At 43.7% G+C, this 16,776-nt stretch carries 13 protein-coding genes and 1 pseudogene; 3 read left to right on the top strand and 11 right to left on the bottom strand.

Going from position 1 to position 16,776, the window contains the following annotated elements; all coding sequences use genetic code 11:
• Nucleotides 1-366: 366 nt before the first annotated feature.
• Nucleotides 367-2,178, top strand: coding sequence for a sensor histidine kinase (locus tag MNV_RS05355; RefSeq protein WP_096204332.1), 1,812 nt, complete (start codon nucleotides 367-369; stop codon nucleotides 2,176-2,178).
• Nucleotides 2,175-3,215: an ABC transporter substrate-binding protein gene (locus MNV_RS05360; protein WP_096204333.1), complete on the top strand. Its 1,041-nt coding sequence runs from the start codon at nucleotides 2,175-2,177 to the stop codon at nucleotides 3,213-3,215. The genes MNV_RS05355 and MNV_RS05360 overlap by 4 nt, the downstream gene beginning before the upstream one ends.
• 49 nt (nucleotides 3,216-3,264) lie before the next feature.
• On the opposite strand, the gene MNV_RS05365 is transcribed toward MNV_RS05360, so the two are convergent.
• From MNV_RS05365 to MNV_RS05410, 11 genes and pseudogenes are all read right to left on the bottom strand, one after another.
• Nucleotides 3,265-3,942, bottom strand: coding sequence for a M48 family metallopeptidase (locus tag MNV_RS05365; RefSeq protein ID WP_256999956.1), 678 nt, complete (start codon nucleotides 3,940-3,942; stop codon nucleotides 3,265-3,267).
• A gap of 40 nt (nucleotides 3,943-3,982) precedes the next feature.
• The gene (locus MNV_RS20510) at nucleotides 3,983-5,680 is read right to left on the bottom strand and encodes a type I restriction enzyme subunit R domain-containing protein (RefSeq protein WP_256999957.1); all 1,698 of its coding nucleotides are present in this window, start codon (nucleotides 5,678-5,680) and stop codon (nucleotides 3,983-3,985) included.
• On the bottom strand, nucleotides 5,644-7,011 hold the full coding sequence (locus tag MNV_RS20515) for an HsdR family type I site-specific deoxyribonuclease (RefSeq protein ID WP_256999958.1): 1,368 nt from the start codon (nucleotides 7,009-7,011) through the stop codon (nucleotides 5,644-5,646). Before MNV_RS20515 ends, MNV_RS20510 begins: the two co-directional genes overlap by 37 nt.
• A complete protein-coding gene (locus MNV_RS05375; protein WP_096204335.1) occupies nucleotides 7,008-8,237 on the bottom strand; it encodes a restriction endonuclease subunit S in 1,230 nt (409 codons plus the stop codon). Before MNV_RS05375 ends, MNV_RS20515 begins: the two co-directional genes overlap by 4 nt.
• A pseudogene (locus MNV_RS05380) lies at nucleotides 8,227-9,299 on the bottom strand (PDDEXK nuclease domain-containing protein). Before MNV_RS05380 ends, MNV_RS05375 begins: the two are co-directional and overlap by 11 nt.
• 88 nt (nucleotides 9,300-9,387) lie before the next feature.
• Nucleotides 9,388-9,624 carry a hypothetical protein gene (locus tag MNV_RS05385; protein WP_096204336.1) on the bottom strand — a complete coding sequence of 79 codons (237 nt, stop codon included), beginning with the start codon at nucleotides 9,622-9,624 and terminating at the stop codon, nucleotides 9,388-9,390.
• On the bottom strand, nucleotides 9,621-9,968 hold the full coding sequence (locus tag MNV_RS05390) for a HepT-like ribonuclease domain-containing protein (protein ID WP_096204337.1): 348 nt from the start codon (nucleotides 9,966-9,968) through the stop codon (nucleotides 9,621-9,623). Before MNV_RS05390 ends, MNV_RS05385 begins: the two co-directional genes overlap by 4 nt.
• Complete coding sequence (locus tag MNV_RS05395; protein ID WP_096204338.1) at nucleotides 9,965-10,255, bottom strand: nucleotidyltransferase family protein; 291 nt, start codon at nucleotides 10,253-10,255, stop codon at nucleotides 9,965-9,967. Before MNV_RS05395 ends, MNV_RS05390 begins: the two co-directional genes overlap by 4 nt.
• Before the next feature lie 48 nt (nucleotides 10,256-10,303).
• On the bottom strand, nucleotides 10,304-12,700 hold the full coding sequence (locus MNV_RS05400; RefSeq protein WP_096204339.1) for a type I restriction-modification system subunit M: 2,397 nt from the start codon (nucleotides 12,698-12,700) through the stop codon (nucleotides 10,304-10,306).
• 106 nt (nucleotides 12,701-12,806) lie between these two features.
• Entirely contained in the window at nucleotides 12,807-15,635 is a 2,829-nt protein-coding gene (gene uvrA / locus MNV_RS05405; RefSeq protein ID WP_096204340.1) for an excinuclease ABC subunit UvrA, read from the bottom strand.
• Between the two features lie 363 nt (nucleotides 15,636-15,998).
• The gene (locus tag MNV_RS05410; protein ID WP_096204341.1) at nucleotides 15,999-16,427 is read right to left on the bottom strand and encodes a hypothetical protein; all 429 of its coding nucleotides are present in this window, start codon (nucleotides 16,425-16,427) and stop codon (nucleotides 15,999-16,001) included.
• Nucleotides 16,428-16,660: 233 nt separating this feature from the next.
• Between MNV_RS05410 and MNV_RS05415 the strand changes: the two genes are divergently transcribed.
• The coding region (locus tag MNV_RS05415; protein ID WP_143311650.1) for a helix-turn-helix domain-containing protein at nucleotides 16,661-16,776 on the top strand (116 nt) is incomplete at its 3' end.

Here is a 16,776-nt window from a genome sequence, read left to right on the forward strand (position 1 = left end):
AGTGGATTTACTTATTTTCATATCCACCGAGATGTTTTTGTTACTATCATTCCTCATTTTGGAACGAATGATATAACTTATCTTTTTCTTGGTTAATTTTACCACCTTATTTCGTTTTCCCATGCCGAGAAGATGGGTATATAAAGCCAAAGGTTTCGGGACTACACACGGAAAAAGAGTTTTGAAAAAGTACTTAAAGAAGTATGATGATAATGGCGTTAATTGCCTGATGATATAAAGGTAAAGGTGAGAGGCGGTGGAGATTGTGATTGATTATAAAAATGAACCTCTAGATCCCTATGAGCCAAAAGCACGTCTAAAAAACGCATCGGAAAAACGAGGACTGCATAGACCGGGGGCAGATATGTGAACATACGGTCTGAGCAAATCCTCTTTTTCCTGATTATATCTGTAATACCGCTATCCATAGTTGTTTACATATCCTATGACTACAGCAAAGATGCTATCCGCGACTCGGTGATGGCGAACCTGCTCGGCGCGACCGAAAATACAGGTAATGCGATAGATAACTGGATGGATGCAAGAGAGGATGATATACGTGTCATCTCCCGGTCCGGGATAATTGCGTTCAAAAATAAAGAACGGTCCCGCGAGTATCTGAACACCTTTGAGCGGGAACATCAGGGGGTTTACAGTGAATTCTTTATACTCGATGCTGAAGGGAACATAATATTCTCAACACTTAACAACACAGGAAATGCCGGTAAAGAACATTATTTCATCGAAGCTGCCAGAGGAAAACTCTACATATCCGATATTTCTATCTCAGAAATCAATGGTTCTCCTGAAATAATAATTGCCAATCCTGTTATAAAGAACGGCACCATCGCAGGGATACTGGCAGCAAGGGTAAGTCTTGAGAACCTGTACAGGATAATCGAGAAAATAGATATAGGAAGATCCGGGGAAGTATTCATAGTCAATAAGGATGGGAACATCATCTTCCACAAAAACAGGTCTAAAATACTGCTTGACAGCATCAATAATAATTTTGCCGTCAGAGAAGTGACCTATGAAAAGAACGGGATAAACGAGTACACGAACTATAAAGGTGAAAAGGTGCTTGGTTCCTATTACTGGCTGCCGCTTTACAGATGGGGAATCATAGTAGAGGAAAATATAGATGAGGCATATGAGGGAGCTCTGACGCTGGGACAGCTCATAGTGAGTATATCTTCTCTTGCTATTATCGTTGTCATCTCTCTTGTAATGGTTATTTCAAGAAGACTCACAGACCCTATAAAATCTCTTGAAGAAGGAGCTACCGGTCTGGTTAAAGGTGATTTCAAACCGATAAAGGTATCTTCCAGTAATGAAATAGGCCGGCTGACCGAGATATTCAACAGGACTTCGGCTGAATTGCTGGACATACGAAAAAAGCTGGAAGATAAAATCGAAATAGCAAATAAAGATTTGGAGGAGAAAAATAAAAAACTTATCTCAGCCAACGAAGAATTAAAGCAACTTGATAAGCTGAAATCCGATTTTATCTCTCTGGTATCGCATGAACTCAAAACACCTCTTTCGTCTATAAGACTGTCTGCCGAGTGTCTGGAATCCGAAGAAAATATGGATCCCGCCGTAAAAAAACAACTTCTAAAGACGATGATAAGGAACATCGACCGCCAGACACGGTTTATCAATGAAATCCTTGACCTGTCAAAGATCGAAGCCGGTAAAATGGAATTCCGGCTGGAACATGCGGACTTTGGTGAAATAGCGAACATGGCTTATGAAAATATCAGACAGCTCGCTTTGAAAAAAAACATAACAGTCTCTCTGGATATTCCGGAAAAACTCCCTTCTGTACTTGCAGATAGGGAAAAGCTTATTATTGTTTTGAACAATCTCTTCGAAAATGCATTAAAGTTCACCCCGGATGGTGGAAGTATCCTTTTATCGGCAAAGGATGAGGTGGACGGTATAGAGGTTAAAATGAAAGATACGGGTGTCGGGATAGAAAAAGAAAAATTAGGAAAGATATTTGAAAAATTTTACCAGGTGGACAGCGCGTCCCGCAGGAAAATAGGTGGCTGCGGGCTTGGGCTCTCAATATCCAGCGGGATAATCAGAGCGCATGGTAGTGAGATCCACGTGGAGAGCGAACCCGGGAAAGGTAGCGCCTTTAGTTTCAGGTTAAAAAAGGTCGGGTTATGAAAAGTTACATATATATATTAATAATCGGACTGGTACTTTCTGGCGGGTTTGCAATCTATGAGAAATCCCATGCCCAAAAGTCAATATATGTCGTATCCATGACAGCAAATGAAATGTCATCGGCATTAAAAAACGGATCGATTGCAGGTTTTATTTCATGGGAGCCGTATCCTGCAAAGGCGGTAGTTGACGGTTATGGCAGTTACCTTGTTAATTCTAAAGATGTATGGGAAAACCACCCGTCCTGCGTCCTGGCAATCTCTGAAGACTTCAAAGACGAAGATACGATAAAAGCGCTTGTATGGGTACAGCTAAAAGGTACGCGATTCATCAATGATCCGGCGAACAGGGAAAAAGTCTTACAGTACGGGGCGGAATTTTCCGGGATGGATAAATCAACGGTCTCGGCTGCTATAAATAACACTATATATGTAGAATATCCGGATCTGAACCAGATGAAAAAAGGCATAGAGATACTCAGTAAAGCCGATGTTCTCAAGAAACCCATAGTTTCAATGGGATATAATGATACCGATGAGTTCCTGGCGAGTATTTATCTTGATAAATATTACACCGAGATACGACAAAGGCTGGACGACGATCCTGACTGGACACCACCGGCAGTTAACGGGAGCCTCAGGTTTGGATATATAGGAGGCAATATCCATTACCTTGGAATGTATATAGCCCAGAAAGAAGGTTATTTTGAAAAGGTTGGTCTTAAGCCGGGAAAGAATGTCCGGTTCACTGAGTACAGGAGCGGGCGCGCAATAACAGAGGCTCTTGATAATCGCGATGTGGACGCCGCGACCCTTGGCTCGACCGTACTTTTAAGGTACAGGGTGAACGATAACGGCAGGGTTCATGTGATCAACGGAGTGAACACAGGCGGGAGTTCTCTCATAGTGAGGGGCGATTCTGATATAAAGTCCATCAAAGACCTGAATGGCAGAAAAATTGCAACCCCGGGCTTCGGTACATGTCAGGATACCATTATGAGGAAGATGTTTGAAGGTTTTGAAATAAAGACCGTATGACCTGTTATGGGTTAAGGATTTTTTCAAGTTTTTAATCTGTGCTTTTATTTTAGTAACTCCAAATTTCATGACTCAAAATTGAGCGATTCAGCTCTTCTTTATAGAAATGCCAGTGGGGCATAAATTTGTCCATGTAAGCTACGAAACAGTCGTTGTGGTTGCGCTCTATTAGGTGTACCATTTCGTGTACGATAATGTATTCAAGACAATGTTCTGGCTTTTTCGCCAGTTCAAGATTTAACCAGATGCGACAGTCCGCAATAGTACAAGTGCCCCATTTGGTTTTCATTCGCTTAATACCCCAATCACATACTTCCACCCCAATTATCTTTTGCCATTTATCAATCAGTGCCGGTATCTGATCTTTGAGTTGCTTACGATACCATTCTGTAAGTACTTTTTCTCGCTTTTCGTCAGTGCTACCTTCTCTAACGTAAAGGTCAATACAGTTTATTTTGCGTATTTCTACTCTGGGGGGAGCGTTGTGATAAATAACATTTAATAAATAGCGCTTGCCTCTATAATAATGGCTTTCACCTGACACAAATCTGCGTTCTGACTGGCGTTCCTGGGTTTCAAATTTTAATTTCTGTTTTTTTATCCATGCCATTTTTGAGATGGCAAAAAGTCGAACAGCCTCATCATCTATTTTCAAAGGTGTAGCAATACGCACCCTGCCGTTGGGCGGATACACTCCAAGATGCAGATTTTTAATATCCTTTCTCACCACATCTATTGATATGTTGCCTACCGTAATCTGGTGCATACTAATATTCGCTCTGATTTTTTACTAATTCAAAAACACGTTCCACTTCTGAACCGTCTTTAACGTGTTTTCTTATCGCATATTTTACTTCGCGTTCCTTTATTATATTACCTCGCCATCCGTCTTTTTTCGTGTGACAAATTTCAGCATCCAGAGCTACCGTAAGTTCTTCATCCTGGCCTAAATTATCATAAAGGGCTCTTTTTGCACTGGAATCCAGTGTTTTAGGATAGGAAGCTGAACTGGCAGGATTTTTTACTTTTTTACTTAATTCGACTATCTTGGCTAAGTACTCCTCATAATTTCTTGCTTCTTCTTTTCGTTCTTTGATCAATTCATCCAGCAACGCAGACATCTTCTCGTAATACTTCGGATTTGTAGGCGTTTCATCAATGATCAGTTTGCGCATATTGTTCTCAATGGTTTCAGCCACAGCTTCTTTATTTCGTTTAATGCCTTCTGGCAATGCTGCTACAGCATCTGCACCTCGTTTCACGATTAGCTCGATCAGAGTCGTATCATCGAACGCTGAAATCTTCTGGCTTTCTCTGGCGCTGATATAAGTGTCTATTAAATGGCGCATGGCTGGCTCGTAGACTTTCAAATCAATGTAATCCCCGCTTGCCAGTTTTACCTCTGCACGAACATCTTCATAATACTTAACATCATTTTTTATATGTTCGATTTCATCAGGCGAATAACCTGCTTTCTCCATTTCACTGGCAATGCCGGCATAGGCTCTGACCAGCGCTGATGTATGCTTGTATAACGCTATGCGCTTTGGTTCATTTTCTTTTAGTTCGCCTTTATTTTCCGGGTCACCACAGAAATAATGCCTGTAAGCCTGAGAATCTTTTGGCGGCGCTACAGGTTCGCATAATGCTTTGATACTTTCAAGCGCATTGTCTAAATGTTCCTTTGCTTCCTTCAAACGGTTACTTAATAATCCGCTCACATCTTCATCGTCGTAAGCATCAAATGCGCCGGATGTATAATCATCTACTGATTTTTCAAGGCTTTTGAACAGGTCTTTGTAATCAATGATATAGCCGTATTCTTTATCCTCACCATCCAAGCGGTTCACCCGGCAGATCGCCTGGAACAGCCCGTGGTCCTGCATGCTTTTATCAATGTAGAGATAGGTAGCCGAAGGAGCATCAAAGCCCGTAAGCAGCTTATCCACCACAATGAGCAGTTTCATCTGGGCAGGCTCTTCTATGAATTTCTTTTTTACTTCATCTTCAAACTTCTCAGGATCTTTGCCGCCCAGCATTTTCTGGTAAACCTCGTATTTTTTCAGCTTATCTGTAGGTGAGTCTTCGCCGGTGCTTTCGCCTTTCTGGTCGCCTGTTCTGGGAGTGTACGATGTGACAATGGCGCATTTTTTCAAACCTGCATTCTGGAACAATTCATAATATTTACATGCCTCGTAAATGCTGCCTGACACCAGCATGGCATTACCCCGCCCGTTCTGCAACCTGTCTTTTGTCTCTATGTCAAAATAAATGTCGGCTACTATTTTTTCCAATCTGGATTGTGAACTGAGGACACGCTTCATGGTTCCCCATTTCTTTTTGAGTTCTATTTTAGCGTAGTCGGTCAATCCTCTGGTCTTTGCATCAAACCACTCATCAATCCTTGCCTGCGAGGTTATATTCTGGTCTACGTTGCGCGCCTCGTAGCGCAGGTCAAGCACCACCTTGTCAGCAACTGCTTCATCGAATTTGTAGGTGTGGATGTATTTGCCAAATACTTCCAGGCTTTTTTCTTATCTTTTTTAAGGAGAGGCGTGCCTGTAAAACCGATCAACACAACATTGGGCAGGATCTTTTTCATGGCTTCGTGCAGCTTGCCTGACTGGGTGCGGTGGCACTCATCTACAAACACATAGATATCGCCTTTAGCCCTGAAGTCCCCGGGCAGATTTTTCTTCAGGTCTTCAATAAACGCATCATAATCGGCTTCCTCTTTATTGCCGAATTTATGGATAAGCGAGCAGAGCAGCCACGGCGCTGCCGCATTTAATTTTCCAATCAAATCCATACCGCTTTTAGTCCGGTGAATGTCTTCGCTTACGCCTTTGAACACTTTTTCTATCTGCTTATCCAGCTCGTCGCGGTCGGTAATTATCAGCACCCTGGAATTATTGATATTCTCGCCTATCCATTTGGCAAGCCAGACCATGACAAGGCTCTTGCCGCTGCCCTGTGCGTGCCAGATGATGCCGCCTTCACGTTTTCGCAGGCTCTCCTGCGAGGCTTTAACTGCAAAATACTGGTTGTGGCGGCACAGCTTCTTGATGCCCCGGTCATATACAATAAAATCGTGCAGTATCTCCAGAAACCGGTCTTTCCGGCACAACTGAACAATATGCCTGTCAAGAGCGTTTTCTATACCGCTTTCTTCTTTCCATGCGAGGTAGTATTTCTCAGGGGTTTCTATAGCGCCATAACGAACGCCTTCGGTATCATTGCCTGCCATTATCAGTTGAATGGTGGCAAAAAACGGACGGATAAAAACCTGCTTCTGGTTGTCGATATTCTGGCGAATGCCTTCGGAAACCGATATTGTGCTGCGTTTAAGCTCCAGTATCCCCAGCGCAATGCCGTTGACATACAGAACCACATCGGGGCGCTTTTTGTTTTCGCCTCTCACCGTAACCTCTTCGGCTACGGCAAAATGATTTTTCCCCGGATTTTCCCAATCTATGAGCCATACTGTTTGGGTGCGCTCTCCCACATCTTCCTTCACCTTTACGCCATAGCGCAGCAGGGTGTAAACATCTTTATTGATATCGTACAGGCTCTTGCTCTGGTTGGTCGCTGCCTGGGTAAGCTGGTAGATGGCTTTGCCGGTGAGCGCCTGGCTGTAGCCTCTCCCGGTCAGGTATTTGCGTAAAATGTCCTCCTCTATGTTGCTGTTGTTCTCACGGTCTTCCCAGTTGCCAAGGTAATCATAATCCAGTTGTTTCTGGAACAGGGCTACCACACGGTTCTGTGTGAGGCGTTCTTTTTGCCCGATTGCCGTCATACCAACCTCGTTTTTCCGGTGAGCAATTCCTGCATCATTCCCTGCTTGAGTGCTCTGTACTTATCCCGTTTTTGTTCCAGGGCTTCTATCTCGGTGTCCATGTCGCGGAGGATATGGGCGATGGCGATTTGTTCTTTTACTGTTGGAGGAAAGGCAACTTCAATGTTTTTTAATATTTCAGTATTTAGGGAAGCCATTGTTTGACCAACTGCAACACTTCTTATTCGTTGTTTTGTTGGTTCTTGATGAAAATAATAACTTAGATATGCAGGAAATATATACTTGGTATTTAGTCTTATTCTCAAAAGACGACCAGAAAATAGCCAACCATTTTCTTTTTCTTTAATTAATGAATTTCTATCAACTGAACCGACGCGACTAAAAACAATATCATCAGCTTGTAGTGCGTATGCATTTAATCTATTTTTATCAAAATCTGAAACCATTGGTAAATTCTCATGAACTACTCCCCGTTCTCCTAAATGCTCCACCGTGATTATAGGAGTTCCATCCACAACATAATCTCTTTCGTGAAGCGAGGAACCAAAAGGACCGGTTTTCACATCAGCAATCTCCCCCAGCTTTTTTATTTCCCACTCCCCACTAAACCCTGGCAGGCGTTTTTTACCAGTTAGGAGTTGCTGCATGGCTCCCTGTTTGATGTCTCGCTTTTTGTTGATGAGCTGCTCCAGTGCGGTAATGAGTGCATCCACATCGCTTAAGGCGGAGGCGATGGCTTGTTGTTCGGGGAGGGGTGGAACGGCAATCTCAATGTTTTTTAATGATTTGCCATCAATATTTGGAAAAGTAGAACCGGTAGTTAATACGAGGATCTTTTTTACAGCATTTTGAACTTGAAATTCGAGAAATGAACCATCTGAATTTACTTTGGCTCTTATAGCCGCAACGCCTCGTCCTATGCAATAACTTTCATTAGAAATATTCATTCTTCCAGTTGAACTTCCCCTGATACATAGCAGAATATCTCCTTCTTTGCAAAGTTTTGTCGGTAATGTTGTCCATTGAATTTTAATAGGATATTTTTCTGTAAACTCTGTTGGCCCATTTATCAATGCAATACCATTAGCATTTTGATTATACGAGTTTCCCGCAGGGGATTGTCCCATAATAATCTCCGAAATATCCCCCAACTTCTTCACCTCCCACTCCTCCGGAATAACACCCACCTCCGTCTGCTTATATCCTTCAGGTATATTACTCATCATTTTCTCCCCTCAACTCTGCCTCAATCTCTTCAATACTTGGGAGAATACCGTTCAATTCTTTCGGTAATGATTGAGTTATCTGGCGTTCCCAGTTTGCCACACCAATCGGATTGGTATAGCCTGCCAGGGAATACTCAACCATCATTTTATTTTTAGATTTAACAAGCAGTAACCCGATGGTTATTTTATCATCAGGATGGCGCAGCAGGTCATCAACAATATTAAGGTACATATTCAGCTTACTGATATATCCGGGATCAAATTCACCTGCTTTAAGCTCTACTACTACATAGCACCGAAGTTTAAGATGATAAAAAGCAGATCAATATAGAAATCGCTTCCGCCAACTTCTAAGTGAACCTGCCTTCCTACGAAAGCAAAACCCAGTCCTAACTCTAAAAGGAACTTTTGGATATGGTCGATCAGTTTTTGTTCCAGTTCGGCTTCTCTACGCGGATCAGCCGTACCTAAAAAATCAAAAATATAAGGGTCTTTAAATACCTGTGATGTCATGTCCGATTCAGCCGGGGGTAAAGCAACTTTAAAATTATTGACAGCCGAACCTTCTCTTAGATGCAATTTCGTTTCTATTTGAAACACCAGCATATCTTTACCCAAACCGAGTTCCAGGGTTTTATGCGCGTACCAGAGTCGAAGTTGGGGGTCATCCAGTTTATCCAGAAGCGTTAAATTGCTGCGCCACGGAATTTGTGCAACGGTGCGTTGCACTATTTCTCTGTCTGGCCATGCTTGCGCAAATTTTCGCATATATTTGAGATTTCTTGGAGAGAATCCGCTCATATCAGGGAAGGCGGTTTTCAAATCATGAGAAAGGCGGTCAATGACTTTTGCGCCCCAGCCTTCGGATTGTTGGCGTGAAAGTATGGACTTGCCAATTTCCCAGTACAACATTATCATTGCTGCATTGGCTGAAAGCAAGGTTTTGAGTCGTTCGCTGATAATGCGTTCCTTGAGATTTTTTAAAAAAGATTCATATCCTTTAGGCATATCTATTAAGGCAACAGGTGCGGGGATAATAACTCCGGGTTTTTTTAGTCCCATTGATTTGCGATTGTTAATGTCAGATTTTTTCACTTCTCAATCCCTCGGAATAATTCCAACCTCAGTTTGCTTAAATCCTTCCGGTATATCACTCATCGCCGTTTTCCTCTTTATGTATCCCGCCCGGTTCCGCTTCAAGTTCCTCAATGCCCGGCAGGCTGGATATAAGGTTTTCAGGCAGAGCGCGGGTCAGTTCATAGCCGGATGGCAATTTTGCCATAGGCTGTGGCAAAAAGGCATCGATATTTTGATAAACAAAGGGCGCGGAAAATACACAGAACTGCGGTTTTGCTCTGTGGACTCTGTGTGCTCTGTGGCTTTTCATTTTCCAGCCTCTAAATCATCCAGGATTTTACGAATTACAGGTTTTAACTGGGGAATGACATCTTTGATCGTAGCCCATATAATTTCATACTTCATACCAAAATAAAAGTGAACAAGCTTATCCCTGAACATTGACATTTCTTTCCATGGAACATCGGGATACATTTGTCTGATATCTTCCGGAATATTCTTGGCAGCTTCCCCAATAATTTCAAACTTTTTTATTACAGCGCTTGATTTTTCATCATTGTTCTTAAAATTCTCAAAATCCACTCCCTCTACAAACCGTTCAATTGCAGACATCGCATCTAAAATATCTTTCAAATACAGTTTGTTATCCCTCATAAATAAACAGCCTCTTTAAAAACCTGTTCTTTGATTTCTTTTCTTATCGTATCAAATGGCACGACATCGACTTTGATACCGATTTTTTCCTCAAGAAAAAGTGAGAGACCAACAAAATGCAGAAGATTCGCCCCTTTTTCAAACTCCACAAGAACATCTATATCGCTTCCCGCATGTTCTTCTCCCCGTACATAAGAGCCAAATATCCCTTTTACCTTTGCTTTATACCTCTGCTTAACTTCGTTGTTTACCTGTTTCAGGATATTTATGATCTCTTCTAGTTCCATATTTTCACCTTTTCTTTTGACATATCTGCCAGTTCTGTATTTAATTGATCAAAAAGCAAAGCCCATTTTCTCTAAATGCCTGTTCACCTTTGTTTCCAATTCATCCACTTTTGTTTTCAATACAGGCATGGGCACAGCATAGCGCTCTGCCAGTTCGTTAATGCGCCGGGTAAGGCGCCGGGAGATGCGTTCCATTTCGGATTTTATATCCTGGCAAATGGCAGCCATCCATTTATCGTCCACCACTAATGTTTTCACTTCATCTTCTGTAAGCGCTTTGTATCTGGTTATTACTTTTTTATCCAGGGTCATTTGTGCATCTTTAATTTTTCTGCTGGCATCGGCTTCTTTTTCTATCAGCTTCAAATAACCCTCAAATACTTTCAATTCTTCGGCAGCATCAGCATCGTTCCTGATCTCCTTGATACGCTTTTGCACATTGCCTTTGCTTATCTTGCCCCTGTCGGTTCTCACTTCATCCAGCAGACCCTCTTCGCCGCTGTGTTCTTCCTCAATCTCTTCCATCTGGCGGGTTATGGCATCGCGGTCGGTTTCCAGTTGCTTTATGGCTTCTTGTTCTGCGGCAAAATACCTGTTGATCACCAGTTGTTTCGGCACAAGGTCGCTGTCCCACTCATCTTTCTTTCCCCTGACAGGAGACAATTCAGCCTTCCAGCCATCTGCGGCGATCAGGTAAACATCATCCTGCATGGTTTCCATCCAGTAGGTCATAAAATGCTGATAAACATCGTATTTATCAATCAGGTTTTTATCGGCAAACGATTGGAGTATATCCTCAGATAAGTCATGTATAACCTTTTTTGGTCTGGTGCCAATACCCAGATTCTTTAGTAACGGTATATTTTTTTCCTGCCACTTACTAAAAACGGCATTCACCTCCTGGATATAGCTCACGAATTCAGGGTGCGAAAAAATGGTATGCTTGATCTCCCCCTGCGGTATTTTCAGTTTGAGATAGCCTTCTCTCTGGTTTCTTGTAAACAGCACATCTTTCAGCGATGGATACACTTTCCAGTAGTTTTCCATATCATCAATATCCCTGTTCGGAATATCGGCAAACAGGTGCGCTTCAATATCCTGTATATCTTCGGCTTCCTGGCTGTCGATATAACGTGGGATGTTCAGGTTATACTCATTCCGTTCAATTTCATCCAGGGATACCATGCGGGCGAATTTAGGTAATTCTGTTTGCTTGTTAAATACATCCACAATCTTGTGGATATCCTGCTCACGCAAGCGGTTCTTATTGCCGTCCTTTACAAAGCCTTTGCTTGCATCGATCATAAAAATACCTCTGCGGCTCTCAGCATTTTCTTTATCAAGAACAATGATACACGCAGGGATACCGGTGCCGTAAAAGAGGTTGGCAGGTAAGCCGATAATACCTTTGATAAATCCCTTGCGAATGATGTTTCTGCGTATTTCCGCCTCGGCATTTCCGCGAAAAAGCACTCCATGCGGCAAAATGATAGCACCTTTGCCTTTGCTTTTAAGTGAACGGATCATATGTAACAGAAAAGCATAATCGCCATTTTTTTTAGGCGGTATGCCATATCCCTTGAAACGTTCGTACTGGTCATTTGCCGGGTCAAATCCATTGCTCCAGGCTTTGTTAGAAAAGGGAGGATTGGCAACTGCAAAATCAAAGGTTTTAAGCGTTCCGTCCTGATTCTTGAAATAAGGTTTTGAGAGTGTGTTGTCCTTCCAGATTACAGCCGTCGGGTTGTTGTGCAGGATCATGTTCATTTTAGCCAGTGCAGCCGTGGCATTATCCATCTCCTGCCCGTAGATAGTAACACCGTGCTCAGTTTCATCGGCGGCTTTTAATAATAACGACCCACTCCCACAGGTAGGGTCGTAAATTGTTTGTTCCTGGCTTTTTGCCTGATTGATGCCAATCACCTTAGCCAGTATTCGCGAGACTTCCGCCGGTGTATAAAATTGCCCTTTGCTTTTACCCGATTCAGTTGCAAAATGCCTCATCAGGTATTCGTAGGCATCGCCTAAAATATCATCGCCATCGGCTTTGTTCTTACTGAAATTAAGGCTTTCATTTTCAAAAATTCCCACGAGGTTGGTTAGCCTGTCAACCATTTCCTTTCCTTTGCCCAGTTTATCATCATCGTTGAAATCAGCTACATCAATTACACCCTTTAAGCCGTTGGCTTCTGCAAGCTTTTTTATGATAGTGTTAATGCTATCGCCAATTTCTTTTTTTCCCTTCAAGGCAACCATATCTTTGAAGCCGCCGCCTTCGGGAACTAATATTGGAGCATCTGCTTTGCCTGCGTATTTGTCTGATACATATTTTACGAATAACAATACCAGTACATAATCTTTGTATTGCGAGGCATCCATCCCACCTCTTAACTCGTCACAGCTTTTCCAAAGAGAGCTGTATAATTCACTTTTCTTGATTGCCATTTTTATTTCCTTTATATATTGAATCGTATTTAAAAATTAGCTTTTGCGTACTCTACAGGCTCTTCTCATCTCCTCCATGAGCAGATGCATATTTTAGCTATCTTATCTATATGCTCCTATATCCATCCAGCACTTTCCTTAAATAAAATCCCGTATAAGACCCCTCAATCCTTGCCACCTTTTCTGGCGTCCCCTCAGCCACGACTCGTCCGCCGTTATCCCCTCCTTCAGGCCCCAGGTCGATTATGTAATCAGCCACTTTTATTACATCCAGGTTATGCTCGATCACCACAACGCTGTTGCCCGCATCTACGAGCAGGGAGAGCATATCAAGCAGCTTCTGTATATCCGCGAAATGAAGCCCTGTCGTCGGCTCATCCAGGATATAGAGGGTTTTTCCCGTGCTTCTTTTACTTAACTCTGTGGACAGCTTGATGCGCTGTGCCTCTCCTCCTGAGAGGGTTGTGGCAGGCTGCCCGAGCCTTATATATCCGAGTCCTACGTCAAATAGCGTCTGGAACTGGCGCCTGACCCTCGGTATGTTCTCAAAGAACGCAAGCGCCTCTTCCACGGTCATATCCAGCACCTGCGCTACATTCTTGCTCTTGTATGTTATCTCAAGGGTTTCGCTGTTGAAGCGTTTCCCGTGGCAAACCTCGCACGGCACATAGACATCGGGAAGGAAATGCATCTCGATAGTAATGATGCCATCTCCCCTGCAGGCTTCGCACCGTCCTCCTTTTACGTTGAAGCTGAACCTGCCGGGCAGGTAGCCCCGCGCTTTTGAGGAAGGGAGTCTGGCGAACAGGTCTCTTATCGGGGTAAAAACCCCCGTGTACGTGGCAGGGTTTGAGCGCGGCGTCCTGCCGATAGGGGACTGGTCGATTATTATGATCTTATCTATATTCTCTGTCCCGATTATGCCCCTGTGCCTGCCGGGTCTTTCTTTTGCAAAGTAAAATTTCTGCGCCAGCGCCTTGTAAAGGATGTCATTAACAAGCGTGCTCTTGCCAGAACCTGATACGCCGGTGACGCAGGTCATAACACCGAGCGGGATGTTAACATCTATCTGTTTCAGGTTGTTCTCGCTTGCGCCTACGATAGTTATTTTGCCCTTCGGCTTTCTCCGCCGGGACGGCACAGATATCATTTTTTTATGACTGAGGTACTTCCCGGTCAGCGAGTTCTCACAGTTGATGACCTCTTCCTGGCTCCCTGTAACCACGACTTCGCCGCCGTGCACTCCTGCGCCGGGTCCCATATCCACGATAAAATCAGCGCTCTGGATCATCTCTTCATCATGCTCGACTACTATCACCGTGTTGCCCAGGTCACGCAGTTGAGTCAGCATATGTATAAGCCTGCCGTTATCCCGCTGGTGGAGCCCGATACTGGGCTCATCCAGGATGTAGAGCACACCGACAAGACTTGAGCCGATCTGCGTGGCAAGCCGTATCCTCTGGCTCTCCCCTCCTGAAAGCGTGCCCGCCGCCCTGTCAAGTGTGAGATAATCAAGCCCCACGTCCATCAGGAATCCCAGGCGCGCCCGGAGTTCTTTCATAATGGGCTTTGATATTATCGCCTCTTTTTCGCTGAATGTGATTATATCGAGGAATTCCAGAGCCTTTTTCACCGAAAGCCGTGTCGTGGCAATAATGGATTTATCCGCCACCGTGACCGCAAGGCTTGAGGGTTTCAGGCGCTCGCCATTACAAACCGTACACGGTTTAATACTCATGTACTGCTGTATTTTTTCCCTGGCTTCTTCGGACTGCGATTCCCTGTACTTCCTTGCCAGGTGTGGTATTATCCCTTCAAAGCTGCTCCAGTGTTCCCAGAGACCTTCCTTTTCGCGCGGTACATACCTGAAATGGATCTGTTCCCTGCTGCCATGCAGTAGTATCTCCACGTGCTCCGGCGCAAGCTCCGAGAACGGGGAATCAAGCGAAAAATCGTAATGCTTTGCAACGGACTGAAGCATCTGGCTGTAGTATCCATACTCAAACTTCCACGGTTCGATCGCCCCTTTGCGTATCGATTTGCTTTTATCCGGGATTATGAGATCAGGGTCAAACTCCATCGTGCTCCCGAGCCCCTGGCATGCTGGACATGCGCCTCTGGGGCTGTTGAACGAGAACATGTTGGGTTCAAGCGGCTCAAAACTGATGCCGCATTTTGTGCAGGCAGCGTGTTCGCTGAACAGAAGCTCATTGCTTCCAACTACGTCCGCCACGACTATCCCGTTCCCTTCTTTAAGCGCGGTCTCAACCGAATCTGCAAGTCTTTCCTCTATCCCGGTTTTTATTATCAGGCGGTCCACGACAACATCAATATCGTGTTTCTGCTGCTTGTTCAGGGCTATCTCTTCGGATAATTCGTACATCTTGCCGTCCACCCGTACGCGGCTGAACCCGGAGTGCGCAAGGTCCTCGAACGTCTGTTTATACTCGCCTTTCCTCTGCCTGGCAAGAGGGGAAAGCACATGTAGCTTCGTGCCTTCAGGCAGCGCCATGAGCCTCTGCACAATCTGCTCCACGGTCTGCGGGGTTATTTCGCTGCCGCAGTTGGGACAGTGCTGCCTGCCTATCCTTGCATACAGCAGGCGGAGGTAGTCATATATCTCCGTGACCGTGCCGACGGTCGAGCGGGGATTCTTGCTTGTGGATTTCTGTTCGATGGATATGGCGGGCGAGAGACCTTCGATATACTCCACATCGGGTTTGTCCATCTGCCCCAAAAACTGGCGGGCATACGCAGACAGCGACTCAACGTACCTGCGCTGTCCTTCGGCGTAGAGCGTATCAAAAGCGAGCGAGGATTTTCCTGAACCGGAAAGTCCGGTAATTACTATCAGTTTGTTCCTTGGAAGCTCAAGGTCTATGTTCTTGAGGTTGTGGACGCGGGCGCCTTTTATGATGATTTTATCGGTTGACATGAAAAGGATGGGTTTTAGTGGTATATTTGCAGGGATTGGCTAAAATTTTGTGATAACCGCATGGCAACGATTGGAAACGAGCTAAATCAAGAAATCTCATCCTATCACTCTGTTGCTATTAACATTAAAAATGAGGAGGGCTAAAAACTTCTATTATTTTTCTCAGGTCATCAACAGTCATGAACGACTGGAACTTACCATTCTTTTCGATTCTCTGTAATTTCTTTATGTATCCTGGGCGAACCTCATGGAAATTGCTATTTATTTTAACCCCAGATTTTTTGTTCATCTCATGTTTCATATTTTACTTGCATAATTAGAGCCAAGAATTTATATAACTTCCGTGCAGGGGTAACCAGAAAATCAATGTTTATAGGAATCCGTTTCCTCTATGACCTTCTTATCTTTTTTAAGAGGCTCATTTTTAATATCAATGTCGTGAGGGTTAACTTCCTCAGTTTCTTTGACCGTACCGACATTCTTCGCGATTTTTCGCAGCGATTCCTTCTTCTCTTTTGATATCGGCCTGGGTTTAGCCTTTGGTTTTTTCAGTATATAACCCGCGGAAGGCAAGCCCGACTTCGCAAGCCCGAGCTCTACTTTTCTTTTGTTGATCAAATCAAGTATTGGCTGCCTTGAGGCTTCAGGCATCGTTTTCAGCATCTGTTCAAGCCTTTCAAGAACTGCATCTTTTGGAGGTTCGATGGTTTTATTCTCGTTTTCCATAATTATGCTTTTATTTTGAACAACTCTCATTTCGAACTGTGTTTGAATTGGAGCTGGTTTATCCATAAAGAACTCAAGGGATATAAAAACATATCTCCAAAATGGATGGTTGTAATAGAATCAAGTTATGAAGGATGGGGGTAGAGGGGTAGAGAAGACCCCAGTCTTCAGACAGGGGATGAATCGTACCCACTTTTATAAACATTACCTATCCCAAAAAACAGTTGTCAACGCTGGATTTTAGGGATAGGCATAAGCATATATAGTGTCGAAGCTACTAATAGGTTGTCAACGTTGGTATGAAAAAAGCCTATACATTTAGAATATATCCATCTAAGAATCAAGAGGTCAAGCTAAACAGGACTCTTACTACTTGTAGGCGTCTCTATAACCTGAATTTCGACGATTTTGGTAA

Source organism: Candidatus Methanoperedens nitratireducens, from assembly GCF_900196725.1.
Lineage (GTDB): Archaea > Halobacteriota > Methanosarcinia > Methanosarcinales > Methanoperedenaceae > Methanoperedens > Methanoperedens nitroreducens_A.

Excerpts from the sequence above, each read along its gene's own strand:
- MNV_RS05385 (WP_096204336.1), bottom strand. The coding sequence starts at position 9,624 with ATGAAAAGCCACAGAGCACACAGAGTCCACAGAGCAAAACCGCAGTTC.
- MNV_RS05395 (WP_096204338.1), bottom strand. The coding sequence starts at position 10,255 with ATGGAACTAGAAGAGATCATAAATATCCTGAAACAGGTAAACAACGAA.
- MNV_RS05410 (WP_096204341.1), bottom strand. The coding sequence starts at position 16,427 with ATGGATAAACCAGCTCCAATTCAAACACAGTTCGAAATGAGAGTTGTT.
- MNV_RS05375 (WP_096204335.1), bottom strand. The coding sequence starts at position 8,237 with ATGATGAGTAATATACCTGAAGGATATAAGCAGACGGAGGTGGGTGTT.
- MNV_RS05360 (WP_096204333.1), top strand. The coding sequence starts at position 2,175 with ATGAAAAGTTACATATATATATTAATAATCGGACTGGTACTTTCTGGC.
- MNV_RS05400 (WP_096204339.1), bottom strand. The coding sequence starts at position 12,700 with ATGGCAATCAAGAAAAGTGAATTATACAGCTCTCTTTGGAAAAGCTGT.
- MNV_RS05390 (WP_096204337.1), bottom strand. The coding sequence starts at position 9,968 with ATGAGGGATAACAAACTGTATTTGAAAGATATTTTAGATGCGATGTCT.
- MNV_RS20515 (WP_256999958.1), bottom strand. The coding sequence starts at position 7,011 with ATGACGGCAATCGGGCAAAAAGAACGCCTCACACAGAACCGTGTGGTA.
- uvrA (WP_096204340.1), bottom strand. The coding sequence starts at position 15,635 with ATGTCAACCGATAAAATCATCATAAAAGGCGCCCGCGTCCACAACCTC.